Raw genomic sequence first — 24249 nt, 5'->3', positions numbered from 1 at the left:
AACTCACTTCCCAGCCTTGGCCGCGCTCTTGCGGGCAGGCTTCTTCGTGGTGGGCACGTCGGTTCCGGTGTCCTTGCGGCTGCGTGGCGCGGTCTCGACGGCAGCAGCGACGCGGGCATCTGCGCCGGCCGCCTTGAGGGAGTCCTTGGCCGCCTTGACGACGGCGTCGGGGGTGAAGCCGAACTCGGTGAAGAGGGTCTTGGCGTCGGCGGACGCACCGAAGTGCTCGATGCTGATGGAGCGCCCGGCATCGCCGACGATCTCGCGCCAACCCTGTGCCACACCGGCCTCGACACTGACACGCGCGCGGATCGCGGGCGGCAGCACCTTGTCGCGGTAGGCCTTGGTCTGGTTGTCGAACCACTCGCGGCAGGGCATCGACACGACACGCGTGCGGACGCCGGACTTTTCGAGAGCGAGGCGTGCCTCGACGGCGACGGACACCTCGGAGCCGGTCGCGACGAGGATGACCTCAGGGGTCTGCTTGCCGTCGGTACCGCCGTCGATGAGGACGTAGCCACCCTTGGCCACGTTGCTCGCCTTGGCGTGCGTGGAACGGTCCACGATCGGCAGGTTCTGGCGGCTGAGGGCCAGAGCTGCTGGTACGGCGTTGCGCAGGATCGCGCCCCAGGCGGCAGCGGTCTCGTTGGCGTCGGCCGGGCGGACGACGTCGAGCCCGGGCATGGCGCGCAAGGAGGCGAGGTGCTCGATCGGCTGGTGGGTCGGGCCGTCCTCACCGAGACCGATGGAGTCGTGGGTCCAGACAAAGGTGACCGGAAGCTGCTGGATCGCAGCGAGACGCACGGCCGGGCGCATGTAGTCGGAGAAGACGAGGAAGGTGCCGCCGTAGGGACGGGTCAGGCCCTCGAGCGCGATGCCGTTGAGGATCATGCCCATGGCGTTCTCGCGGATGCCGAAGTGCAGGGTGCGGCCGTAGGGCCCGCCCTTCCAGGCGTCGGTCTGCTTCGACTTCGGGATGAAGGACGGCTCGCCCTCCATCGTCGTGTTGTTGGACTCGGCGAGGTCGGCCGAGCCGCCCCACAGCTCGGGCATGATCGGCGCGAGCGCACCGAGGACCTTGCCCGAGGCGGCGCGGGTCGCGATGCCCTTGGGGTCGGCCGGGAAGCTCGGCAGCGCGGCATCGAGGCCGTCGGGCAGGTCGCCGGCGACGAGGCGGTCGAGCAGGGTGGCGGCGTCCTTGTTCTTGCGACGCCACGCGGCATACGTCGTGTTCCAGGCCTTGTGGGCGGCCTTGCCTCGGGCCTTGGCCTTGCGGGCGTGGGCGAGCACGGCCTTGTCGACCTCGAAGGTCTTCTTGGGGTCGAAGCCGAGCAGCGACTTGAGGCCGGCGATCTCCTCGTCACCCAGCGCCGAACCGTGCGACTTGCCGGTGCCCTTCTTGGTGGGCGAGGGCCAGGCGATGACGGTGTGCAGGCGGACGAGCGTCGGCTTGGTCGACTTCTTGCTCTTGGTGAGGGCGTCGAGCAGCGCGTCCACGTCCTCGACGTAGTCGGGGGAGCCCGCGGGGTCGTTGCTCTTGCGCCAGTCGACGTCCGCGACCTCCCAGCCGTAGGCCTCGTAGCGCTTGGCGACGTCCTCGGAGAACGAGATGTCGGTGTCGTCCTCGATGGAGATCTGGTTGGCGTCGTAGATGACCGTGAGGTTGCCGAGCTCCTGGTGGCCGGCGAGCGAGCTGGCCTCGGAGGCAACACCTTCCATGAGGTCGCCGTCGGAGGCGATGACCCACACGTGGTGGTCGAACGGGCTCTGACCGGCCTTGGCGTCGGGGTCGAGGAGGCCGCGCTGGCGGCGCTGTGCCATGGCCATGCCGACGGCGGACGCGAGACCGGAGCCGAGCGGGCCGGTCGTGATCTCGACGCCGGGGGTGTGGTGGACCTCGGGGTGGCCCGGGGTCAGCGAGCCCCAGGTGCGCAGCGCCTTGAGGTCCTTCAGCTCCAGGCCGTAGCCCGACAGGTAGAGCTGGATGTACTGGGTGAGGCTCGAGTGGCCACAGGACAGGACGAACCGGTCACGTCCGAGCCACGTCGGGTCCGACGGGTCGTGCGTCATGACGTTCTGGAAGAGCAGGTAGGCCGCGGGCGCGAGACTCATCGCCGTCCCTGGATGACCGTTGCCGACCTTCTGGACGGCGTCCGCCGCGAGAACACGCACGGTGTCGACGGCCTTGACGTCGAGGTCGTTCCACTTTGCCTTGCGGGCCGTGGGGCGGGCGATCTCGGTGGAACGGGCGGCGGTCGCTGCGGAGGCGCGGCGGGTCTTCGGCCGGCTTGCCTTCGTCGGGGTGGTGGTCACGTGGAGCCTCTCTGACGTCGAGCGAATGTGATGAAGATCAATCACTTGATTCCCACCCTAGACCGACGCCCACCGGTGCGAGCGACCACGTCCAGCCCCGGTTAGACTCACGTTGTCTTGACTGCCCCACTGCACCGTGAACTACTTCCGAAGGACGCTGTGGCCACCGCCCCGATCAGCACCGTCTCGCCGGCTTTGCCGACGACTGGCTGGAAGCGATCGGTGGGCAACTACGTCGCGCTCACCAAGCCGCGGATCATCGAGTTGCTGCTCGTGACAACGGTTCCCGTGATGTTCCTGGCCGAGCGCGGGGTTCCGAACCTCTGGCTCGTGGTCGCGACGCTCATCGGCGGCACCCTCAGCGCTGGCGCTGCCAACACCTTCAACTGTGTCTACGACCGCGACATCGACGCGCTCATGGATCGCACCAAGAAGCGGCCCATGGTGACGGGCGAGATCACGCCCCGCGCCGGGTTGGTCTTTGGCGCCGCCCTCACCGTCCTCTCGACGGCGTGGTTCGTCGTTTTCGTCAACGTCGCCTCGGCCCTGCTGTCCCTTGCGGCGATCGTCCTGTATGCCGTGCTCTACACGATGATCCTCAAGCGCCGCACCCCGCAGAACATCGTCTGGGGCGGCGTCGCCGGCTGTATGCCGACGCTCATCGGATGGTCCGCCGTCACCGGATCGGTCGGCTGGCCTGCGGTCATCCTCTTCCTCGTCATCTTCTTCTGGACCCCGCCGCACTACTGGCCGCTGTCCATGGCCTTCAAGGACGACTACGCCAACGCGCACGTGCCGATGCTTCCCGTCGAGCGGGGCGCGATCGCCGTTGCCCGCCAGATCGTCGCCTACAGCTGGGTGATGGTCGCCGTGTCCCTGGCCCTCGTGCCCGTCGCGGACATGGGCTGGATCTACCTCGTGGCCGCGGTCGTGAGTGGCGCCGTCTTCATCGGTGAGGCCCACCGCCTCCTGCGCCTTGCCAAGACCGGTGCAGCGACCAAGGTGCTCAAGCCGATGAGGCTCTTCCACTTCTCGATCACCTACGTGACGCTGCTCTTCCTGGCCGTCGCCATCGACCCGCTGGTCCACCTCGCCATCGGCTGATCGGGCAGGTCGCGGCCCGTGCGATACGGGCCGAAGAAGACGGACAGCGACACGAGCGCGTGGATCGCTGCCATGAGCAGGATGGTCTCGCGCACCCCGATCCAGGTGCCGAGCCCTCCAGCCACCAGCCCGGCCAGGGGCATCGTCCCGAAGTTGAGTACCGACGAGGTTGCCGTCGTGCGACCCAGGAGTTCCGCCGGCGTGTAGCGCACTCGGAAGGACGACCGCACGACGTTGGCGCCGACGACTCCGACGCCGACGAGGAAGGCACCCACGGGGATCAGCACCACGCCGATCCCGGGCCAGGCCAGGCCCTCGAGGATGGCAACCGGACCGCCGAGAACCTGGAGCCACCGCAGAGCGCCGGCATTGCCGAGCCGCTGGGTCGTGCGGGTGGCCAGGGTGGCGCCCAGGAGGCCGCCCGTCGAACCCAGGGCCATGACGACACCCACGGCCCCCGGCTCGAGGTCGAGGTCGCGCACCATGAAGAGCACCATCAGGGCCCAGAACCCCGTGAGGGCGAAGTTGCTCAGCCCGCCCTGGATGGAGAAGAACCGGAGGTAGGGGTCGCGAGCGACGATGGAGATCCCTTCACGCACCTGTCGCAGCATCGACTGCGGCGCTGGCTTCTCCGGCGCTGGGCCGAGCTCCTCGGGGCGCATCCGGGCGAGGCACACCCAGGAGACGACGAAGCTGAGGACGTCGATGACGACAGCGAAGGCGGCCGAGAAGAGTTGCACGAGAAGGCCGCCCACGCCGGGGCCGCCGATCTGCATCGCTGACTCGGTGCCGTAGATCCGAGCGTTGGCGCGTTCGAGGTCCGGGTTCGCCACCACCCGCGGAACGAACGCGGCGTATGCCGTCCGGAAGAAGACCGTGCACCCGCCCAGTCCCAGCGCGGTGAGGACGAGGTGGGGGAGGGTGAGGACGCCGAGCGCCCAGGCCACCGGCACCGTGGCCACCACGACCGCGGCGACGAGGTCGGCCCGCATCATGATCCGGCGCGGGTCCGATCGGTCGACCCACGTGCCGGCGAAGAGCCCGAGGACGAGCCACGGCAACCAGATGGCGCCGGCCAGGATGCCCATCCAGAAGGGTCCGGCGTCGAACTGGGTCACGGCCATGAGCGGGAAGATCACGGTGGTCGTCATCGAGCCGAGGACGCTCACACCTTCGCCGATCCACAGCAGTCGGAAGTTGCGGTTGCGGGCCAACGTGGGCTGGGGCGCAAGGGCGTCGATGGGCGTCATCACGGCTGGGCCGGGAAGCCACGGGAGAAGACGAAGACCGGTTCTCGCTCGACGCCGTCGTCGGGGATCTGCCGTTGACTCCATCTCACGAGAACCTCGACGAGCTCGTCGGCGACCTCTCGCAATTCCGCAGGGGAGAGGCGCATCCAGTTCTGGGTGGCGAAGGCCACGTCATCCCACTCGGGCACTGTGGCGGCGTTGGCGTTCCATTCCTGGACCCGCTCGAACTGCCGCTGCACGGTGAGCGCCTCGGCGGCATACGCCGCTGTGACCGCAGCGGTGTCGTCCGCGAAGTCGGCGCGCGACCACCGGGTGCCGGGGTCGACCAGACGCCACCACCGTTCGCGACGGTCCTTGGCCAGCTCCGGGGCCTCCTCGACGAGGCCGGCCTCACTCAGCACCTTGAGGTGGTGGCTCGCCGAGCCGACGGCCTGCCCGGTGCGGGCCGCGAGGGCGGAGGCGGTCGAGGGTCCATCCACCTTGAGGGCATCCATCATGCGCGAGCGGAAGGCGTTGGCCATGGCCGAGAGGGCCTTGGCATCCGTGATCGTCCGGACGCCGTCGGAGGACCGCCGACCGGGGGTCTGAGGTGTGGTCATACGCACGACCATAAACCCACAAGAACTCTTGTGCAACTACTCTTGTGCAACATCGTGGGGTGACACGCGACGCAGCGCGAGCAGACCGTTGGTCAGGGCCACGATGAGCGCCGCAGCACCCAGCATGTGGGTGAGGACGAGGACCTCCGGCAGGTCGGTGAGGTACTGGACATAGCCGATGAGTCCCTGCGCGAGCGTGACGAGCAGCACCGCCCGCCAGGCCGAGCTGACCGATGCCGGGGCAGGGGAGAGGCGGGTCGCCAGCCAGACGGCGACGACGAGACCCACGAAGAGCATCACGGCATCCGCGTGCAGCCAGGAGATCGTGCGGGGGTCGAAGCCGAACCGGGCGGGCGCGTCGGCGTCGCCGGAGTGGGGACCCGAACCGGTGACGATGGTGCCGAGGACGAGCACGACCGCGCCGACGCCGGAGGTCAGCCAAGCGATCCGCCGCACGAGCTCGGGAACCAGCGAGACCGGCTCGCCGTCGCGCTCGTTGCGGGCGAACCAGAGGTATGCCGCTGCCGCCACGAGGCCCGCCGAGACGAGGAAGTGCGCCGCGACCGTCACCGGGTGGAGCTCGGTGAGGACGGTGACGCCGCCCAGTGCCGCCTGGAAGATCACGCCGCCGAGCACCGTGGCTGCCGCGATCTTGAGGCGCCGCACCGGCGCGCACTGCCAGACGGCAAGGACGGTGAGGATGGCGATGACCGTGAGGACGCTGGTGAGGGTGCGGTTGCCGAACTCGATGACCTTGTGGAAGCCCTCGGCCTGCTCCCGCACCGGGACGTAGGAGCCGGGCACGCACTGGGGCCAGGTCGGGCAGCCCAGCCCACTGCCCGTGAGGCGCACGAGGCCGCCCGAGACGATGATCGCCACCTGGGCCACAAGGTTGGCGAACAGGATGCGGTGGTGGTTGCGGGAGATCAGCGTGCTCACCTAACGCAGGGTAGGTGACCGCGGTGTGCGGGCCTGACAGTGCACCTCCTCGGTGGTCGCGCAGGGGCTGGAGGAAATCTCCAGCGGCCCCCGCGCTGTCGGGGGTCACCCCCTTGACCAAGCCTTGACCCTGCCTTGACCAACGTCGTGCCACTGCAAAGAAAAGTGTGAGTTTGGCAAAAGGTTGGTCAGTTTCGTTGACGCACACCACTACTGGCGAGTTGTGTTCGGATCGCGCCGAAGCCCGTGGCACACCCGAGGCCGCTCCGGAGGGGGACGACGCTTCCACCCGCGATCGCACGTCATCCCGTGCGGTCCGAACGAGAAGAGGTACGACGTGAATCGACGATCCACAGGTGCAATGGCGGTCACCGCCGCCCTGGCCCTTCCTCTGGCCCTTTCCCTGGCCGTCCCTTCGGCACAAGCCCTTGGCGCGGACACGACGTGGCCGACCATGACCTCGAACGCCAAGGCCGACCCCGCAGGCGACCACGCAGCCCTGGGACTGTCGGCTGACGAGAAGCTCGTCGTGAAGTCGATCCTGACGGACAAGGACGGCACGCAGCACATCCGCTACGACCGCACCTTCAAGGGTCTGCGCGTCATCGGTGGGGACCTCGTCCTGGCGAAGTCCAAGAGCGGTGCCAAGAAGGACGTCCAGTTCAACGCCTCCGGCAAGGCCGCGGTTGCGTCGACGACCCCGAAGAAGAGCGCCGCCGACGCCTCTGCGGTGGCGAGCAAGAAGGCCTCGGCCAAGGCAACCGACAGTGAGCTCGTCGTGTGGGCCGGTGGCGCATCGCCCCGACTCGCGTACGAGGTCATCACGGAGAGCATCAAGGCCAACCAGACGCCCAGCCGTCTGCACACCCTTGTCGATGCCGACTCCGGCGCGATCCTCCACTCGTGGGACGAGGTCAAGGAGGGCAGCGGGAACTCGATGTACTCCGGCACCGTCACCCTCAACACGATCCAGTCCGGCAGCTCCTGGCTGCTCAAGGACTCGCTCGGCAACTACACGACCGACCTCAACGGCGGCACGTCCGGCACGGGCACGCAGTTCACCGATGCCGACAACGTCTGGGGCAGCGGTGCAGCGAGCAACCGCCAGACGGCTGGTGTCGACGCGCAGTACGGCGCCGAGAAGACCTACGCCTACTACAACTCGGTCCTCGGCCGCGCCGGCATCTGGAACACCGGAGTCGGTGCGCGCAGCCGCGTCCACTACGGCAACGCCTACGTCAACGCCTTCTGGGACGGCACCCAGATGACCTACGGCGACGGGATCAGCAACACCCACCCGCTCACCTCGATCGATGTTGCGGCCCACGAGATGAGCCACGGTGTCACGGAGAACACCGCCGGCCTCGACTACAGCGGCGACGCTGGCGGCCTCAACGAGGCGACGTCGGACATCTTCGGCACCGCGGTCGAGTTCTACGCCAGCAACGCCACCGACGTGGGCGACTACCTCATCGGCGAGAAGATCGACATCAACGGCAACGGAACCCCGCTGCGCTACATGGACAAGCCGAGCAAGGACGGGTCGAGCCCGGACTGCTGGTCGACCAACACCAAGAACCTCGACCCGCACTACTCCTCGGGAGCGCTGAACCACTGGTTCTACATGGCCTCCGAGGGCTCGGGCGCCAAGACGATCAACGGCGTGAGCTACAACAGCCCGGTCTGCGGCAGCGCTCCGGCCGTCACCGGCGCCGGTCGCTCGAACGTCGAGAAGGTCTGGTACCGCGCGCTGGCGACCAAGCTGACCTCGGGCAGCAACTACGCGGCCGCTCGCAACGCTGCGATCGCATCGGCCAAGGAGCTCTATGGCGCCACGAGCCAGACCTGCAAGTCGGTCGAGGCGGCCTTCACGGCCATCGCGGTCCCGGCCGGCACCGAGGCCTGTGACGGTGGCACCACGCCGCCGCCCACCGGTGGCAACCTGCTCCTCAACCCGGGCTTCGAGTCCGGCGCGGTGAACTGGACCGGCACCGCTGGCCCGATCACCAACAACACGGGTCGCCCGGCACGCACCGGCAGCTGGAAGGCGTGGCTCGGTGGCAACGGCTCGACCTCGACCGAGACGGTCCAGCAGAGCGTCGCGATCCCGTCGACCGTCACCGCCGCAACCCTGTCGTTCTGGCTGCGCACTGACACGGCCGAGTCCGGTAGCACGGCCTACGACACGATGAAGGTCCAGGTCGTCGACGGCTCGACGACCACCACCCTGGCGACGTACTCCAACGTCGGGACGAACGCGACCTACACCCAGAAGTCGTTCAACGTGACGGCATACAAGGGCAAGACGATCACCGTGAAGTACCTCATGAACGAGGACTCCTCGCTGCAGACGTCGTTCGTCGTCGACGACACGGCACTGGCCACCAGCTAGTCGGATCCGGGCCGGGTCGGCGCTCCACTCGGGCGCCGACCCGGCCCCATTCGCTGCATCCACAAGGAGACCTCGCATGCCTTCACACGTCCGACAGTTCCTCGCCCCACTGGCCGTCGCGTCACTCGCCGCGGCCACCGTGGTCGCCGCAGCGCCCATCACCCAGGCACGCCCCGCAGGCGCCACCGCGGTTGCGGCCAGCCCTGACATCTCGGTCGCCAACACGCAGGCGCACCTGAACCAGCTGCAGTCGATCGCGACGGCGAACGGCGGCAACCGCTACACCGGTCGGGCCGGCTACACCGCATCGATCACCTACGTGAAGGGCAAGCTGGACGCCGCTGGCTACACGACGACCGTCCAGAACTTCAGTACCTCAGCCGGCACGTCCTCCAACCTCATCGCCGAATGGCCGGCCGGTGACGCCAACAACGTCGTCATGCTCGGCGGCCACCTCGACAGCGTGTCGAACGGCCCGGGCATCAACGACAACGGTTCCGGCAGCGCCGGAGTGCTCGAGGCCGCTCTGGCGTATGCCGCGAGCGGACAGAGTGCGAAGAGTCGCCTTCGCATCGGGTTCTGGGGTGCTGAGGAGCTCGGGCTCCTGGGCTCGAAGTACTACATGAACAGCCTGCCGACCGCGGAGAAGAACAAGATCCGGGTCTACCTGAACTTCGACATGATCGGGTCGCCCAACCCGGGCTACTTCGTCTATGACGACAACGCCGCGGGCAACGCCGCCCGCGACGAGCTGACGGCCTGGTACACCTCCAAGGGCATTCCGTGGGAGTACATCGACGTCCAGGGTCGCAGCGACCACGCGGCCTTCCGGTCGTACGGCATCGCCACGGCCGGCATCTTCAGTGGCGCCGAGACGCTGAAGTCCAGCAGCCAGGCCACCAAGTGGGGCGGAACCGCGGGTCGCGCGTTCGACCCCTGCTACCACTCGTCATGCGACACAATCAGCAACATCAACGTGACGTCGCTCGACCGCGGGGTGGACCTCATCGGTCACATGCTGTGGCTGTATGCCGCCAAGGACTACGGCACGACGACGCCGCCCACCGGCGGCAACCTGCTCGTCAACCCCGGCTTCGAGTCCGGCGCGGTGAACTGGACCGGGACGTCGGGTCCGATCACCAACAACTCCGCTCGTCCGGCCCGCACGGGCACGTGGAAGGCGTGGCTGGGTGGTAACGGCTCGACCTCGACCGAGACGATCCAGCAGAGTGTCGCGATCCCCTCGACCGTCACCGCAGCGAACCTCTCGTTCTGGTTGCGCACGGACACAGCCGAGTCCGGCAGCACGGCATACGACACGTTGAAGGTCCAGGTCGTCGACGGCTCGACGACGACAACCCTGGCGACGTACTCCAACGTGGGCGCCAACGCGACGTACGCGCAAAAGTCACTCAACTTCACGGCATACAAGGGCAAGACCGTCGCCGTGAAGTTCCTCCTGAGCGAGGACTCCTCGCTCCAGACGTCGTTCGTCGTGGACGACACCGCGGTCAGCACCAGCTGACCGCCCCCTGAACTGGTGACGGTGGATGCGGGGCACCTCCGGTCTCGCATCCACCGTCACCACCGCGCCAACCCGGCGCACCTTTCCCTGAAGGAGATCACGTGAAGAAGCTGTCAGCAGGTTTCGCGTTCGGTATCGCCGTGGCAACAGCAGTTGCCGCGCCACTGGCGGTGGCCCAGGCCGCCCCCAGCGCTCCCACGGCCAACGCAGGTCAGTCCCCGGCCGCCAAGGCAGAGCAGGCGAAGGTCGCAGACGCGGCCAAGACTCTCGGTCTCGGCTCCGGCCAGCAGCTCTCGGTCAAGAGCGTCGTGACGGACCCCAACGGCACCAAGCACGTCCGCTACGAGCGCACGTTCAAGGGCCTTCGGGTCATCGGTGGCGACCTGGTCGTCGAGCGCGCCGCCAACGGGGCCACGAAGTCGGTCCGGTGGAACGCCACCAAGGCCGTTGAGGTCGCGACGACGCCGAAGCTCAGCCCCGGACAGGCCCGCAGCGCCGCGAAGGCAGCGGGACAGGACGTCTCGAGCCTCGTCGTCTTCGCCGGTGAGGCCGGCCCGCGACTCGCGTACGACGTCGTCGTCGAGAGCGTCAGGGCCGACCAGACCCCGAGCCGACTCCACACGATCGTCGACGCCCAGAGCGGCGCGACCCTCGACCGCTACGACGACATCGTCGAGGGCACGGGCAACTCGCAGTACTCGGGCACGGTCAGCCTCGGAACGACGCTGTCCGGTGGCTCGTACCAGCTCAAGGACGCGTTCGGCAACTACACGACCGACCTCAACGGTGGGACGTCCGGCACCGGCACGCAGTTCACCGACGCGGATGACGTGTGGGGCAACGGGTCGGTGAGCTCACGCCAGACCGCAGCGGTCGACGCGCACTATGGCGCCGAGAAGACGTTCGACTACTACAAGAACGTCCAGGGCCGCAATGGCATCTGGGACACCGGAGTCGGGGCGCGCAGCCGCGTCCACTACGGCAACGCCTACGTGAACGCGTTCTGGGACGGCACGCAGATGACCTACGGCGACGGCGCCAACAACACGCAGCCGCTCACGGCCATTGACGTCGCCGGCCACGAGATGAGCCACGGCGTCACCGAGAACACCGCCGGACTCGCCTACCGAGGAGACGCGGGTGGACTCAACGAGGCCACGTCCGACATCTTCGGCACAGCAGTCGAGTTCTACGCCAACTCGGCCGCCGACCCGGGTGACTACCTCATCGGCGAGAAGATCAACATCCGTGGCAACGGCACGCCGCTGCGATACATGGACAAGCCGAGCAAGGACGGTGCCTCCAAGGACTGCTGGAGCACCAGCCTGAAGAACCTCGACCCGCACTACTCCTCGGGTCCGCTCAACCACTGGTTCTTCCTGGCCTCCGAGGGCTCAGGTGCTCGGACCGTCAACGGCGTCGCCTACAACAGCCCGGTCTGCGGCACTGCCGCTGCCGTGACGGGTGCGGGCCGGGCCAACATCGAGAAGGTCTGGTACCGCACGCTGTCGACCAAGCTCACGTCGCGTAGCGACTACAAGGCTGCTCGCGAGGGTGCGATCACCTCGGCGAAGGAGCTGTATGGCGCTGGGTCACCGACCTGCGTCGCGGTGAAGTCGGCCTTCGACGCCATCGCGGTTCCGGCGGGTTCGGCCACCTGCTGACCCCGACCCACCTCGTGGTGGGATGATGATGCGCCGCCGACCTCAGGGTCGGCGGCGCATTGCGTTTCAGGGCCAGGAGTGCGAAGCGGTGGGAGAGCAGGAGGGGGGCCCGCTCAGCCGCGGACGATCCCGTCGACGACGACCTCGAGCATCGGGCGCACGTCGAGGCCCTCGGGGCTCATGTCGGCCACACTCGCGATCCCGCTGACGAGCCGCATGACGTTGACCGGGTCGATGTCGGGTCGGAGCTCACCGCGCGCGTCGAGGTGGGCGACGACCCGTCGGTTGGCGTCACCCATGACGCGGCACTTGCGGTACATGGGGGAGTCGGGGTCGTCCATGGCGGCACAGATCTTGCTCGCGAGCCCGCGGTGGAGCGTGATGTGGTCGATGAAGTGCTCGAACCAGCCGAGGAGCATGGGGCGCGCCGGGAGGGCGGTCGCGATCGCGGCGTCGGCGTCGGCCTCCACGCGGTCGGTCCAGTCCTTCATGAGGGCGTCGACCAGGGCCTCACGGGTGGGGAAGTGGCGATAGAGGGTGCCCGGACCGACGCCGGCGCGCTTGGCGATCTCGTCCAAGGAGCTGTCCGTGCCCCGCTCGGTGAAGACGACGCGAGCAGTCGCGAGGATCTTGTCGTAGTTGCGGCGAGCGTCCGCGCGCATCGGGCGGGCCGAATCCTCGGTGACATCTGCGTCGACCCGTGCTGCCGAGTTCGCCTGTGCCACAACGGATTCCGGCGACAAGTCGAGTGTCGCGCGGTCAGTGTCCGCAGGTGTCACAGGATTCCTCCTTGCAAAAACGGAGACAGTCTCCGTATTGTGGTCATTGCAGAACCGGAGTGGCTCTCCGTTAAGCGTACGCCGCTTGACGCCGCAGCCGCCAGTTGCCACTGCAGCTCGTCACAAAGGAGTTCGGCACCCATGAGCACCACCACCCTTCACCCGACCGCGCAGGCCCTGCGCCTCCACCGGTCCCACCTCGCCACCACCCACCGCGCGCCCCTCTCGCCTCGCACCGGGGGAGGAGCCCGCGTCCGAGCCACCTCCTTCACACCGATGGCTCCCGGCCCGCGCACGGACACCGACCACACCAACCGACCCGAGATCCACGAAGACCGAGGCAACTGATGTCGATCAGCACCACCACTCCACCCGTAACCGAATCCACCGCCGAGGCGCCTCGAGAACGTGACGTCCGTCGCGCTGCCGTCGGCGTCGGCATCGTCCTCATCGCACAGCTCATGCTCGTGCTCGATGCCACCGTCGTGAACGTCGCCCTTCCGGAGATCCAGGCCGACCTCGGCTTCACCCCGGCCGGCCTGTCCTGGGTCCTCAACGCCTACACGTTGGCCTTCGGCGGCCTGCTGCTCCTGGGCGGCCGCCTCGGCGACGTCCTCGGGCGCCTGCGCACCTTCGAGCTCGGTCTGGCCATCTTCACCCTGGCCAGCCTGCTCGGCGGGCTCGCGACCAGCCCGTCGTGGCTGATCGCCTCTCGCACGCTTCAGGGGGTCGGAGCCGCATTGGCGGCCCCGGGTGTCCTCGCCCTCGTGACGACGAGCGCTCCGGACGAGGGCGCGCGCAACCGCGGGCTTGCCCTGTTTGCGGCCGTCTCGTCGGCCGGCGCTTCCCTTGGCCTGCTGCTCGGAGGCTTCCTCACCGACGTCCTGAGCTGGCACTGAACGCTGTTCGTCAACGTCCCCATTGGCTTGGCCGTCCTCGTGTTCGCTCGCCGATTCGTCGTCGAGACCCCACGTCAGACGAGCCGCTTCGACGTCATCGGTGCGATCTCCGCAACGGTCGGCGCCGTGGCACTCGTCTACGGGTTCATCAACGCGCCCGACGCCGGTTGGACGGCTCCGTCGACCATCGGCTCGTTCGTCATCGGTGTCGCCCTGCTGGGACTGTTCATCCACACCGAGTCCCGTGTCGTGGCCCCGCTGCTGCCGCTCGCGCTCGTCCGCAACGGTCAGCGGGCGGCCGCCCTCATCGTGATGATGCTCGTCGTGGGCGCTCAGTTCTCGACATTCTTCCTCGTGACGCAGTACCTCCAACGCGTTCTCGGGTTCAGCCCGATCGCGACGGGTGCGGCCTTCCTCCCGCTCAGCCTCGCGATCTTCGCGGTCTCACGTGTCGCTGCCCGTCTCGTGGCCAAGGTCGGACCCGGACGTCTCGTCATGCTCGGCGCGGCTGGCCTCGTCGTGAGCTTCCTGTGGCTCGCGCAGATCTCCGAGACGAGCACGTACGCCGTTGACCTTCTCGGCCCGCTGATGCTCAACGGCGCCTCGGCCGCCCTGGTGTTCATGCCTGTGTCGGTCATCGTCCTGGGTGGCGTGGACCGGACGCTCGCGGGAACGGTCTCGGGCCTGCTCCAGACGGCCCAGCAGCTCGGCGGTGCGGTCGGTCTGGCGGTCATCGTCAGCGTCTATGCCTCGGGCTCCATCCCGGGACAGTTCGTGCCCGGCACGGCAACCGCGTTCCACACGTCGGCTCTCTTCGTCGGGATCGCCCTGCTCATCGCACTCGTGGTGCTGCGCCCCCGCAGCACCCCGATCGTGCCGGCAATCCCTTCTGAGCTCGAGGAGGAGATGGTGCCCGAGTCGACGCCAGCCCTGGCCACCAACCCCGCCTGACCACAACCCGTAGCGAATTCGTGCCCCGCACGGACAGCGAGCGCCAGCGAGTTGTCCGTGCGGGGCACGAAGTCGCAGGTGGGGGTCAGTCGGACCAGCGGAACCATCGGGCGGTGGCGGCACCAGCTGCCGCCGCCCACACCGCGAGGACCAGCCACTGGCCCAGAGGCCACTGGCCGTCGACGAGGGCGAGCCGCAGGCCATCGCCCAACGCGCCCGAGGGCAGCGCTCTGGCGAGTCCGGCGACGGCGTCCGGAAGGCGCTCGGTGGGGAGCAGGACACCGAGCCCGAGCAGCAGCACCCATGCGAGGTTGGCCAGGGCCAGCACACCTTCGGCGCGAACCGTCCCGGCGAGGAGCAGCCCGAGGGCCAGGAACGCCGTCGCACCGAGCACGACCGTCACCAGCGCAGGCAGGAGCCCGGCGATCGCCGGGTGCCAACCGAGGATGGCCGCGATCGTGCCGAGCACGACGAGCTGCACCACGATGACGAAGCCGACCGCCGCGAGCTTGCCGATGAGCAGGCCCTCGCGACCCAGCGGGCTCGCCCCGAGGAACCGGAGGACACCATGACGCCGGTCGAAGCCGGTCGCGATGGCCTGCCCGGTGAAGGCCGTCGAGACAACTGCCAGGGCGAAGACACCTGCCGTCGCGACGTCGATGCGCCGGCCCGCTCCGAGGTCGGGGACGTCGGCGAGGCCGAGCCCCAGGAGTGCCAGGGCAGGCAGCACCAGCGCGACGAGGAGCTGTTCGCCGTGGCTGAGGATGGTCGCAGTCTCGAAGCGTGCCTGCGCCAGCCACCGCTGGGTCGCCCGGGCCGGAGCCGCACCAGTCGTCGCCGCGCTCATCGTCGAACCCCCGCCGTCAGGGCGAAGTAGCGCTCCTCGAGCGGCCGCCCGTCGCACACCTGCGCCAACGATCCCTCGGCGACGACTCGACCGGCATTCATGATGACGACGTGGTCGGCGAGGCGCTCGGCCTCCTCGAACGAATGGGTGGTCACCACGACCGCAGCGGACCGTGCGGTCTCGCGCACGAGGTCCCACACCTCGAGTCGGGCGTGCGGGTCGAGTCCGGCCGTCGGTTCGTCGAGGAAGGCGACGTCGGGGCGACCGACGAGTGCGGCCGCCAGAGCGACCCTCTGTCGTTCGCCGCCAGAGAGTCGACGGATCGAACGGTCCGCAACCCGGTCGAGATCGAGCCGCGTCATGAGCGACGCCACGTCGGCAGGGGTCTGGTGCAGGCGAGCAACGTGGCGGAGCAGCCGTCGTGCGGTCGTCGTCACGGGCAACCCGCCGTCCTGCAGCATCACGCCGATCCGGGCTCGGTGCTCGGCCGGTGCCCGCCAGGGGTCGACCCCGAGGACACGAGCAGAACCCGCCGTGGGGCGCTGCAGACCCTCGAGGCACTCCATCGTCGTGGTCTTCCCGGCACCGTTCGGACCGAGGACGGCCGTGACTGCGCCAGACTGTGCTGACCACGACGCGTCGTCGACGGCACGCACCGCGCCGACATCGCGGCGCAGACCGACGACCTCGACTGCAGACACGGCGCACATCCTAGGCTGGCCCCCACTCAACCCAAGGAGTCACATGGTCACCATCGACCGCGAGGCCGCACCGGCAACCGCCGTTGCAGCCGTTCCCGCCCTCGCGGCGGCCCTCGCCGGACGGCGCGGAACGGCACTCGCCCTCGGTGTTCTTCCCGCCGCCATCGCCTTGTTCTTCCGTGACCCGGACCGTCGTCCCGACGGTCCGGACCACGGATCGATCGACGCCGACACCGTTGTGTCGCCCGCCGACGGCAAGGTGATGTACGCCGGGCCCGGCCAGGACGGCGTGGCTCCTGAGGGGGAGTGGCAGCAGGTGAGCATCTTCCTGTCGGCCTTCGACGTGCACATCAACCGGGCGCCGTACGGCGGTCGGCTCACGGACGTGACGTACCGACCCGGCAAGTGGCTCGCGGCATACACGCACGAAAGTGCTCACCTCAACGAGCGCACGGACCTCGTCGTCGAGCGCGAGGTCGAGGGCCAGAAGCGCGTCGTCCACTTCCGCCAGATCGTGGGGCTCATGGCGCGTCGCGTCGTCACCCGTGTGGCCAAGGGCGACGAGGTCACGACCGGCCAGCGCGTCGGCCTGATGAAGTTCGGGTCGCGCATGGACGTCTTCGTGCCCCCCGAGGTCGGACTCCTCGTCCACGTCGGGCAGCGAGTCATCGCCGGTGAGACCGTCATCGCCCGATGGCCGTCCTCGGACGCTCCCCGATGAACGACGAGGCTGGGCGACGCCGCCGGTTCGACCGCTGGCGGCTCATCTCCCCAACCGGTGCCGAGGTCGTCTCGCTGCGCCAGCTGAGCAAGCGCGAGCGGCTGCGGGTCACCGCCCCGACCCTCTTCACGATCGTCAACATGATGAGCGGCCTCTCGTCCGTGCTCCTCGCCTTCCGTGGTGAGTTCACGTGGGCCGCAGTGCTCATCGCAGTCTCGATCGTCATGGACATCGCCGATGGTGGGGTCGCTCGCCTCGTCGGCGCGACGTCGCCGTTCGGCCTGCAGATGGACTCGCTCGCGGACCTCATCGCGTTCGGGTTCGCGCCGGCGATCCTCGTGCACACCTGGGCCCTGCCGGACTATCCCGTGCTCTCGTGGCTGGCCGCGTTCTTCTGGCTCGGCTGCGCCGCGTTCCGCCTCGCGCGCTTCAACGTCACGGTCGACCCCACGGCCGACAAGCGCTACTTCGTCGGGCTCCCCAGCCCGGCAGCGGCGGCAGTCGTCATGGCGACGATCCTCGCCCTCAACCAGCCCAAGGCCGGGGGCTACGACACCTCGCTCATCGTGCCGGTCATCGTGAGCTTCGTCCCGGCGGTGCTCATGGTGACGTCGATCCGGTTCCGGTCCTTCCGGAACCTGCTGGCCCCCACGGGCCGCGCCGGCTGGATCACCACGGGCCTCGGCGCGCTGGTCATCATCGTCGGCCTCGTCATCAATGCCGGCCTCACCGGCCTCGTCATCGCGTACGGCTACATCCTCCAGGCGCCGCTCGGCGTTCTCACGGCCCCGCTTCGTGAGCGGTTCCTGGGCCCGGAGGCGGTCGCTCCGCGCCGCGAACGCATGCCGTCGGTCTTCCTGCCCGATACAGAGACCGACAGCGACGACGCGTCCCACGAGGCCTGCTGACGGGGTTAGGTTCACCTTCGTTTCATGGGGGTTGCGCAATTACGTAACATTGTCGTTGTGAATATCCCGGCCTCCACTGCGGTGCCTGTGGTCCTTGAGTCGCGTACGCGCGACCGGGTCCTCCAGGCGATCAGTGAGCACGGCCCCTTGACCGCCACGGCGCTGGCCGACGAACTCCGGCTGACCGTCCCGGCAGTGCGCCGTCACCTCGAGAACCTCACCGAGTCCGGCCTCATCGATGAGCGTGAGTCCACGTCCTCGACGAGTCGCGGTCGCGGTCGTCCGGCCCGCTCCTGGGTCCTCAGTGAGGGCGGCCACCTGGCCCTCGAGTCCGACTACGACCACCTCGCCACCGAGACCCTGCGGTTCCTCTCGGCCGAGGTCGGCCCCGAAGCCGTGCGACGCTTTGCCGAGTCACGGGTCGGTGCCCTCGAAGTCCGGTATGCCGCAGAGCTCGCCGCCGCAGGCAGTGACACTGCCGCTCGGGTCGACGCGCTCGTCACCGCGCTGACGCGCGACGGTTTCGCCGCCTCGGCCCGCCCCGTGGGCGATTCGGGCAGCTCAAGTCCACTGACCGGCATACAGCTCTGTCAGGGTCACTGCCCGGTCCAGCACGCGGCTCGGGAATTTCCCCAGTTCTGTGACGCTGAAACGGACGCGTTCTCACGCCTGCTCGGCGTGCACGTCCAAAGACTCGCAACACTCGCGCACGGAGATCACGTGTGCACGACGTTCGTCCCCACCAAGGCTGAGCTTTCAACAGGAAGGTCCACGCGATGAGCACCATCGAGGAACTCAACCCGGGTCTCAAAGACATCGGGCGCTACGACTTCGGATGGGCGGACAGCGACGCAGCTGGCACCAACGCCCGACGGGGACTCAACGACGATGTCGTCCTCGACATCTCGCGGCGCAAGAGCGAGCCGCAGTGGATGGAAGACCTGCGCATGAAGTCCCTGCGCCTGTTCCACAAGAAGCCCATGCCGACGTGGGGGAGTGACCTCACCGGCATCGACTTCCAGAACATCAAGTACTTCGTGAAGTCCACCGAGAAGCAGGCGACCTCCTGGGAGGACCTGCCCGAGGACATCAAGAACACGTACGACCGTCTCGGCATCCCCGAGGCCGAGAAGCAGCGCCTGGTCTCTGGCGTGGCGGCCCAGTACGAGTCCGAGGTCGTCTACCACCAGATCCGTGAGGACCTGGAGGAGAAGGGCGTCATCTTCGTCGACACCGACACCGGCCTGCGCGAGCACGAGGACCTCTTCCGCGAGTACTTCGCGAGCGTCATCCCCGCCGGTGACAACAAGTTCGCGGCGCTCAACACGGCCGTCTGGTCGGGTGGCTCGTTCATCTACATCCCGCCGGGCGTCCACGTCGACATCCCCCTGCAGGCCTACTTCCGGATCAACACCGAGAACATGGGCCAGTTCGAGCGCACCCTGATCATCGCGGACGAGGGCTCCTACGTTCACTACGTCGAGGGCTGCACCGCGCCGATCTACCAGTCCGACTCGCTGCACTCTGCCGTCGTCGAGATCATCGTCAAGAAGAACGCCCGCGTGCGCTACACGACGATCCAGAACTGGTCCAACAACGTCTACAACCTCGTCACCAAGCGCGCGACCTGCGCCGAGGGCGCGACGATGGAGTGGATCGACGGCAACATCGGCTCCAAGGTGACGATGAAGTACCCCGCCGTCTTCCTCATGGGCGAGCACGCCAAGGGCGAGACGCTCTCCGTCGCCTTCGCCGGCGAGGGTCAGCACCAGGACGCCGGATCCAAGATGGTCCACGCTGCCCCCAACACCTCGTCGACGATCGTGTCGAAGTCGGTCGCCCGTGGTGGTGGCCGCACGTCCTACCGCGGTCTCGTGCAGATCATGGAAGGCGCGCACGGCTCCAAGTCGAGCGTCGTCTGTGACGCCCTGCTCGTCGACACGATCAGCCGCTCCGACACCTACCCCTACGTCGACATCCGCGAGGACGACGTGACGATGGGTCACGAGGCCACGGTCTCCAAGGTGTCCGAGGACCAGATGTTCTACCTCATGTCCCGAGGCATGTCCGAAACCGAGGCCATGGCGATGATCGTCCGCGGCTTCGTCGAGCCCATCGCCAAGGAACTGCCCATGGAGTACGCCCTCGAGCTCAACCGCCTCATTGAGCTCCAGATGGAAGGAGCAGTGGGTTGAGCCTGCTGGCCCAGAAAGTCCCCGCCGTTGACGGTTCAGCGGCGCACTCCGATGCAGTTTCCGCCTTTGTGCCCGACCAGTCGCGCGCAGAGCGGACGACCTCGTATGCCGTCGCGGACTTCGCGGTCCCGTCCGGTCGCGAGGAGGAGTGGCGTTTCACGCCAGTCGACCGTCTCCAGGCACTGTTCGCCGAGACGGCCGGCACGGCGCTGCGGCGCGAGGAGTCACTGCCCGACGGCGTGACCGTCTCCTCGCTCTCGCGTGACGAGTGGCAGGGGAGCGGCGCACCCAAGCCAGCCGACCGGGCCGCCGTCATCGCGACGGCTCAGGCCGAGTCGATCACTGTCCTCGACGTCCCGGCCGAGGCCGAGCTGACCGAGCCGGTGCGCCTCATCCTCACCGGTGAGGGCGGCCTGTCGCACGCGCACACGGTCATCCGCGTCGGCAAGTTCGCCCGGGCGACGATCGTCCTGCGTCACGAGGGCGACGCCCAGTACTCCGAGCTGCTCTCCGTCGTCGTCGGCGATGGCGCGGACGTCACCGTCGTGACCGTCCAGGAGTGGGCCGACAGCGCCCTCCACCTCGGGCAGCACGACGTCGTCGTGGGTCGCGACGCGAAGGTCCGTCATATCGCGGTCACCCTCGGTGGCGGCATCGTGCGGCTCAACACCAATGCCTCGTATGCCGGTCCCGGCGGTTCGTTCGAAGCGCTCGGCGTCTACTTCGCCGACGCCGGTCAGCACCAGGAGCACCGTCTCTTCGTCGACCACGAGGCGCCGCACTGCAAGTCCAACGTCGAGTACAAGGGCGCGCTCCAGGGCGACAGTGCTCACACGGTCTGGGTCGGTGACGTTCTCATCCGCGCCAGCGCCGAGGGCACCGACACCTACGAGCTCAACCGCAACCTCATCCTCACCGACGGTGCCCGTGCCGACTCCGTGCCCAACCTCGAGATCGAGACCGGCGAGATCGCCGGTGCTGGGCACGCTTCCGCCACAGGGCGGTTCGACGACCAGCAGCTGTTCTACCTGCAGGCTCGTGGCATCGACGAGGACACCGCGCGCCGTCTCGTCGTCCGTGGCTTCTTCGCCTCGATCGTCGGCCGCATCGGTGTTCCCGAGATCGAGGACCACCTCATGGAGGCGATCGACCGCGAGCTGGAGGCCACCGCGTGAGCGAGGTCACCGGATCCAGCACAGCGACGGCGGAGTCCGAATTCGTCAGGGTGTGCGCACTCGACGAGCTGCCGGCCGTTGGTGCGGCCGCGGCCGACATCCACGGCCGCACGGTCGCCATCGTCCGCACCGAGGACGGCAACGTCCACGCGGTCGACGACACCTGCAGTCACGCCAACGTCTCCCTGTCCGAGGGAGAGCTCGACGGCTGCACCCTCGAGTGCTGGCTCCACGGCTCGCGCTTCGACATCCGCACCGGGCAGCCGTCCGGCCCCCCGGCGCTGGTCCCCATCGCCGTCCACACCGTCAAGATCGAGGGTGATGACGTCTACGTCGCCCTCTCCCAGAACTGAGAAGAGTTGCAACGAATGAGCACACAGAATCACTCTCTGGCAATCACCGACCTCCACGTCACCGTGGACACCGATCAGGGCACCAAGGAGATCCTCCGCGGCGTCACCCTGACCATCAACTCGGGCGAGACCCACGCGATCATGGGCCCCAACGGCTCGGGCAAGTCGACCCTCGCCTACTCCATCGCCGGTCACCCCAAGTACACCGTGACCAGCGGCACCGTCACCCTCGATGGTGAGGACGTCCTCGCGATGAGCGTCGACGAGCGCGCCCGCGCCGGCCTCTTCCTCGCGATGCAGTACCCCGTCGAGGTCCCCGGCGTGACCGTGAGCAACTTCCTGCGCACCGCCAAGACCGCGATCGATGGTGAGGCTCCCAAGCTCCGCACCTGGGTCAAGGAGCTCAAGTCGTCGATGGCCGACCTCAAGATGGACCCCGCCGTCTCCGAGCGCGGGGTCAACGAAGGCTTCTCCGGTGGCGAGAAGAAGCGCCACGAGATCCTCCAGATGGAGCTCCTCAAGCCCAAGATCGCCATCCTCGACGAGACCGACTCCGGCCTCGACGTCGACGCCCTGCGCATCGTCTCCGAGGGCGTCAACCGCGCCAAGGAGTCCACTGGTTCCGGCGTCCTCCTGATCACGCACTACACGCGGATCCTGCGCTACATCAAGCCCGACTTCGTGCACGTCTTCGTCGACGGCAAGATCGCCGAGCAGGGTGGATCCGAGCTCGCCGACCGCCTCGAGGCCGAGGGCTACGACCGCTTCCAGACGGCCCCCGCGACCATCACCACTGCCTGAGCTAGGACCCACATGACTGCCGCGCCGTTCACCGATGAGGAAGTCGCCCGGATTCGGGCCGACTTCCCGATCCTCGCGCGCACCGTGCGTGACGGTGCACCGCTCGTCTACCTCGACTCGGGTGCGACCTCGCACAAACCCGTCCAGGTACTCGACGCCGAGCGTGACTTCTACGAGCGTCTGAACTCCGCGCCACACCGCGGGGCGCACGCACTCTCGGAAGAGGCGACGGCGGCATACGAAGGAGCGCGTGAGCGCATCGCGGCGTTCATCGGGGCCCAGGCCCAGGACGTCGTCTTCACCAAGAACGCGACGGAGTCGCTCAACCTCGTGGCCTACGCCTTCTCGAACTCGCCGCACCCGGGCATCCCGGGCAGCGAGCGGTTCGCGCTGGGCGAGGGCGACGAGGTGCTCGTCACCGAGATGGAGCACCACGCCAACCTCGTGCCGTGGCAGGAACTCTGCCGCCGCACGGGAGCAACGCTGCGCTGGATCCCCGTCACCGACGGTGGCCGACTCGACCTCAGCACCCTCGACGAGCTCATCACCGAGCGCACCAAGGTCGTCGCGTTCGTCCACGCCTCCAATGTCCTTGGCACCGTCAACCCGCTCGACGAGATCGTCACGCGGGCCCACGACGTCGGCGCGGTCGTCGTGCTCGACGCCTGCCAGTCGGTGCCCCACATCGGCATCGACGTGACCGAGCTCGCCGCGGACTTCGTGGCCTTCTCCGGCCACAAGATGTTCGGGCCCAGCGGCATCGGCGTCCTGTGGGGTCGTCGCGATCTGCTCGAGGCCATGCCGCCGTTCCTCACGGGCGGCTCGATGATCGAGTCCGTCCGCATGGAGGGCAGCACCTACGCGCCGCCGCCGCAGCGTTTCGAGGCGGGCGTGCCCATGACGGCCCAGGCCATCGGGCTCGCCGCGGCCGTGGACTACATCAACGACCTCGGCATTGATCGCATCCACGCGCATGAGCTGGCCCTCACCGAACGCCTGCTCGCCGGTCTCGCGACCCGCTCGTGGGTCACCGTGGTCGGCCCGACCGATCTCGAATCCCGTGGCGGCACAGTCGCTTTCGTCGTCGACGGCGTTCACGCCCACGACGTCGGGCACGTGCTCGATGCCTCCGGTGTGGCCGTGCGGGTCGGACACCACTGCGCCTGGCCGCTGCACCGCCGCTTCAAGGTGGCGGCGACGACGCGGGCCAGCTTCGCGGCATACAACACGTTCGACGAGGTCGAGGTGCTCCTCGAAGCGCTCGACCGCGTCCCACAGATCTATGGAGTGGCCAGCTGATGGACCTTTTCCAGGAACTCATCCTCGAGCACTCGAAGCGCCCGCAGCACGCGGGGCTGCGCGAGCCGTTCGAGGCCGAGGTGCACCACGTCAACCCGACGTGTGGCGACGAGGTGACGATGCGGATCCATGTCGTCGACACCGCCGACGGCCCCCTCGTCGAAGACATCTCCTACGACGCCCTCGGCTGCTCGATCAGCATGGCTTCGACGTCCATCCTCGCTGAGGAGAGCATCGGTCGCCCGCTGAGCGAGGTCCTCGTGACCTTCGAGGCCATGAAGGCGATGCTCACGTCCAAGGGCGAGGACCCCGGCGACGAGGACGTCATCGGCGACGGCGTTGCCCTCGCTGGCGTCGGCAAGTACCCCGCACGCGTCAAGTGCGCCCTCCTTGGATGGATGGCGTTCACCGACGCGTTGCACCAGAGTGGTCGTGGAAATGCCACTGTGACCACCACTGAGCCCGAGATCGAACCCTTGAAGATCGTGGAAGGAACGTCATGAGTGAGACCACCAACGCACCGGTCAACGTGGCCGACGTCGAGGAGGCCATGCGCGACGTCGTCGACCCCGAGCTCGGGATCAACGTCGTCGATCTCGGCCTCGTCTACGGCATCACGGTGGACGGCCAGAACCACGCCGTCATCGACATGACCCTGACGTCCGCGGCCTGCCCGTTGACCGACGTCATCGAGGACCAGACGCAGCAGTCCCTCGAGGGACTCGTCTCGTCCTACCGCGTCAACTGGGTCTGGATGCCGCCGTGGGGACCGGACAAGATCACCGACGACGGTCGCGACCAGCTCCGCGCCCTCGGCTTCAACATCTGACCCAG

22 protein-coding genes and 1 pseudogene are annotated in these 24249 nt (G+C 68.1%); 16 read left to right on the top strand and 7 right to left on the bottom strand.

Annotation, left to right across the window (positions count from 1 at the left end; all coding sequences use genetic code 11):
• Window positions 1-3: 3 nt before the first annotated feature.
• Window positions 4-2313, bottom strand: coding sequence for a transketolase (gene tkt, locus JNB_RS03375; RefSeq protein ID WP_009775003.1), 2310 nt, complete (start codon window positions 2311-2313; stop codon window positions 4-6).
• 174 nt (window positions 2314-2487) lie between these two features.
• Between tkt and JNB_RS03370 the strand changes: the two genes are divergently transcribed.
• Window positions 2488-3417 carry a heme o synthase gene (locus tag JNB_RS03370; RefSeq protein WP_202795252.1) on the top strand — a complete coding sequence of 310 codons (930 nt, stop codon included), beginning with the start codon at window positions 2488-2490 and terminating at the stop codon, window positions 3415-3417.
• On the opposite strand, the gene JNB_RS03365 is transcribed toward JNB_RS03370, so the two are convergent.
• The 3 genes from JNB_RS03365 to JNB_RS03355 are packed head-to-tail and all read right to left on the bottom strand — an operon-like array spanning window position 3354 to window position 6205.
• Window positions 3354-4667 carry an MFS transporter gene (locus JNB_RS03365; protein ID WP_009774998.1) on the bottom strand — a complete coding sequence of 438 codons (1314 nt, stop codon included), beginning with the start codon at window positions 4665-4667 and terminating at the stop codon, window positions 3354-3356. The two genes, JNB_RS03370 and JNB_RS03365, sit on opposite strands and share 64 nt — an antisense overlap.
• The gene (locus tag JNB_RS03360; RefSeq protein WP_009774997.1) at window positions 4667-5266 is read right to left on the bottom strand and encodes a helix-turn-helix transcriptional regulator; all 600 of its coding nucleotides are present in this window, start codon (window positions 5264-5266) and stop codon (window positions 4667-4669) included. The genes JNB_RS03365 and JNB_RS03360 overlap by 1 nt, the downstream gene beginning before the upstream one ends.
• Before the next feature lie 36 nt (window positions 5267-5302).
• Complete coding sequence (locus JNB_RS03355) at window positions 5303-6205, bottom strand: heme A synthase (RefSeq protein WP_009774996.1); 903 nt, start codon at window positions 6203-6205, stop codon at window positions 5303-5305.
• A gap of 454 nt (window positions 6206-6659) precedes the next feature.
• Here JNB_RS03355 and JNB_RS03350 point away from each other — a divergent pair, with 454 nt between their 5' ends.
• From JNB_RS03350 to JNB_RS03340, 3 genes are all read left to right on the top strand, one after another.
• The gene (locus JNB_RS03350; RefSeq protein WP_237700602.1) at window positions 6660-8597 is read left to right on the top strand and encodes a M4 family metallopeptidase; all 1938 of its coding nucleotides are present in this window, start codon (window positions 6660-6662) and stop codon (window positions 8595-8597) included.
• Between the two features lie 76 nt (window positions 8598-8673).
• The gene (locus JNB_RS03345; protein WP_009774994.1) at window positions 8674-10122 is read left to right on the top strand and encodes a M28 family peptidase; all 1449 of its coding nucleotides are present in this window, start codon (window positions 8674-8676) and stop codon (window positions 10120-10122) included.
• Between the two features lie 101 nt (window positions 10123-10223).
• Window positions 10224-11786 (top strand): M4 family metallopeptidase, encoded by a 1563-nt coding sequence (locus tag JNB_RS03340; protein ID WP_009774993.1) that lies wholly within the window; start codon window positions 10224-10226, stop codon window positions 11784-11786.
• Between the two features lie 113 nt (window positions 11787-11899).
• On the opposite strand, the gene JNB_RS03335 is transcribed toward JNB_RS03340, so the two are convergent.
• Entirely contained in the window at window positions 11900-12565 is a 666-nt protein-coding gene (locus JNB_RS03335) for a TetR/AcrR family transcriptional regulator (protein WP_237700601.1), read from the bottom strand.
• Window positions 12566-12706: 141 nt separating this feature from the next.
• On the opposite strand from JNB_RS03335, the gene JNB_RS03330 reads away from it, so the two are divergent.
• Together JNB_RS03330 and JNB_RS21705 are read left to right on the top strand one after the other, a co-directional pair.
• A complete protein-coding gene (locus JNB_RS03330) occupies window positions 12707-12913 on the top strand; it encodes a hypothetical protein (protein WP_009774991.1) in 207 nt (68 codons plus the stop codon).
• A pseudogene (locus JNB_RS21705) lies at window positions 12913-14415 on the top strand (MFS transporter). The gene JNB_RS03330 and the pseudogene JNB_RS21705 overlap by 1 nt, the downstream one beginning before the upstream one ends.
• An 85-nt stretch (window positions 14416-14500) precedes the next feature.
• On the opposite strand, the gene JNB_RS03320 reads toward JNB_RS21705, so the two are convergent.
• Entirely contained in the window at window positions 14501-15262 is a 762-nt protein-coding gene (locus tag JNB_RS03320) for an ABC transporter permease (RefSeq protein ID WP_009774988.1), read from the bottom strand.
• Window positions 15259-15972 carry an ABC transporter ATP-binding protein gene (locus JNB_RS03315; protein ID WP_009774987.1) on the bottom strand — a complete coding sequence of 238 codons (714 nt, stop codon included), beginning with the start codon at window positions 15970-15972 and terminating at the stop codon, window positions 15259-15261. The genes JNB_RS03320 and JNB_RS03315 overlap by 4 nt, the downstream gene beginning before the upstream one ends.
• 34 nt (window positions 15973-16006) lie before the next feature.
• Between JNB_RS03315 and JNB_RS03310 the strand changes: the two genes are divergently transcribed.
• Genes JNB_RS03310 through JNB_RS03265 form a run of 10 tightly spaced genes read left to right on the top strand, consistent with a single transcriptional unit; the run spans window position 16007 to window position 24244 of the window.
• Window positions 16007-16684 carry a phosphatidylserine decarboxylase gene (locus tag JNB_RS03310; protein ID WP_009774986.1) on the top strand — a complete coding sequence of 226 codons (678 nt, stop codon included), beginning with the start codon at window positions 16007-16009 and terminating at the stop codon, window positions 16682-16684.
• Entirely contained in the window at window positions 16681-17592 is a 912-nt protein-coding gene (pssA, locus tag JNB_RS03305) for a CDP-diacylglycerol--serine O-phosphatidyltransferase (RefSeq protein WP_148232300.1), read from the top strand. The genes JNB_RS03310 and pssA overlap by 4 nt, the downstream gene beginning before the upstream one ends.
• A gap of 57 nt (window positions 17593-17649) precedes the next feature.
• A complete protein-coding gene (locus JNB_RS03300; RefSeq protein ID WP_237700599.1) occupies window positions 17650-18372 on the top strand; it encodes a metalloregulator ArsR/SmtB family transcription factor in 723 nt (240 codons plus the stop codon).
• Window positions 18369-19787 (top strand): Fe-S cluster assembly protein SufB, encoded by a 1419-nt coding sequence (gene sufB / locus JNB_RS03295; protein ID WP_009774983.1) that lies wholly within the window; start codon window positions 18369-18371, stop codon window positions 19785-19787. The genes JNB_RS03300 and sufB overlap by 4 nt, the downstream gene beginning before the upstream one ends.
• Before the next feature lie 5 nt (window positions 19788-19792).
• Complete coding sequence (sufD, locus tag JNB_RS03290) at window positions 19793-20962, top strand: Fe-S cluster assembly protein SufD (protein WP_237700742.1); 1170 nt, start codon at window positions 19793-19795, stop codon at window positions 20960-20962.
• Window positions 20959-21315, top strand: coding sequence for a non-heme iron oxygenase ferredoxin subunit (locus tag JNB_RS03285; protein WP_009774981.1), 357 nt, complete (start codon window positions 20959-20961; stop codon window positions 21313-21315). Before sufD ends, JNB_RS03285 begins: the two co-directional genes overlap by 4 nt.
• 15 nt (window positions 21316-21330) lie before the next feature.
• Window positions 21331-22116, top strand: coding sequence for a Fe-S cluster assembly ATPase SufC (gene sufC, locus JNB_RS03280; protein ID WP_009774980.1), 786 nt, complete (start codon window positions 21331-21333; stop codon window positions 22114-22116).
• Window positions 22117-22128: 12 nt separating this feature from the next.
• Entirely contained in the window at window positions 22129-23415 is a 1287-nt protein-coding gene (locus JNB_RS03275) for a cysteine desulfurase (protein ID WP_009774979.1), read from the top strand.
• The gene (sufU, locus tag JNB_RS03270; protein WP_009774978.1) at window positions 23415-23918 is read left to right on the top strand and encodes a Fe-S cluster assembly sulfur transfer protein SufU; all 504 of its coding nucleotides are present in this window, start codon (window positions 23415-23417) and stop codon (window positions 23916-23918) included. The genes JNB_RS03275 and sufU overlap by 1 nt, the downstream gene beginning before the upstream one ends.
• On the top strand, window positions 23915-24244 hold the full coding sequence (locus JNB_RS03265; RefSeq protein WP_009774977.1) for a metal-sulfur cluster assembly factor: 330 nt from the start codon (window positions 23915-23917) through the stop codon (window positions 24242-24244). The genes sufU and JNB_RS03265 overlap by 4 nt, the downstream gene beginning before the upstream one ends.
• Window positions 24245-24249: the final 5 nt, after the last annotated feature.

The organism is Janibacter sp. HTCC2649, assembly GCF_000152705.1.
Lineage (GTDB): Bacteria > Actinomycetota > Actinomycetes > Actinomycetales > Dermatophilaceae > Knoellia.
Note: the sequence above shows the minus strand (reverse complement) of the source record. Positions and strands in the feature narration are given on the sequence as shown.

Excerpts from the sequence above, each read along its gene's own strand:
- JNB_RS03365 (WP_009774998.1), bottom strand. The coding sequence starts at position 4,667 with ATGACGCCCATCGACGCCCTTGCGCCCCAGCCCACGTTGGCCCGCAAC.
- JNB_RS03360 (WP_009774997.1), bottom strand. The coding sequence starts at position 5,266 with ATGACCACACCTCAGACCCCCGGTCGGCGGTCCTCCGACGGCGTCCGG.
- JNB_RS03350 (WP_237700602.1), top strand. The coding sequence starts at position 6,660 with ATGACCTCGAACGCCAAGGCCGACCCCGCAGGCGACCACGCAGCCCTG.
- JNB_RS03345 (WP_009774994.1), top strand. The coding sequence starts at position 8,674 with ATGCCTTCACACGTCCGACAGTTCCTCGCCCCACTGGCCGTCGCGTCA.
- JNB_RS03330 (WP_009774991.1), top strand. The coding sequence starts at position 12,707 with ATGAGCACCACCACCCTTCACCCGACCGCGCAGGCCCTGCGCCTCCAC.
- JNB_RS03320 (WP_009774988.1), bottom strand. The coding sequence starts at position 15,262 with ATGAGCGCGGCGACGACTGGTGCGGCTCCGGCCCGGGCGACCCAGCGG.
- JNB_RS03315 (WP_009774987.1), bottom strand. The coding sequence starts at position 15,972 with ATGTGCGCCGTGTCTGCAGTCGAGGTCGTCGGTCTGCGCCGCGATGTC.
- JNB_RS03310 (WP_009774986.1), top strand. The coding sequence starts at position 16,007 with ATGGTCACCATCGACCGCGAGGCCGCACCGGCAACCGCCGTTGCAGCC.
- pssA (WP_148232300.1), top strand. The coding sequence starts at position 16,681 with ATGAACGACGAGGCTGGGCGACGCCGCCGGTTCGACCGCTGGCGGCTC.
- sufB (WP_009774983.1), top strand. The coding sequence starts at position 18,369 with ATGAGCACCATCGAGGAACTCAACCCGGGTCTCAAAGACATCGGGCGC.
- sufC (WP_009774980.1), top strand. The coding sequence starts at position 21,331 with ATGAGCACACAGAATCACTCTCTGGCAATCACCGACCTCCACGTCACC.
- JNB_RS03275 (WP_009774979.1), top strand. The coding sequence starts at position 22,129 with ATGACTGCCGCGCCGTTCACCGATGAGGAAGTCGCCCGGATTCGGGCC.
- sufU (WP_009774978.1), top strand. The coding sequence starts at position 23,415 with ATGGACCTTTTCCAGGAACTCATCCTCGAGCACTCGAAGCGCCCGCAG.
- JNB_RS03265 (WP_009774977.1), top strand. The coding sequence starts at position 23,915 with ATGAGTGAGACCACCAACGCACCGGTCAACGTGGCCGACGTCGAGGAG.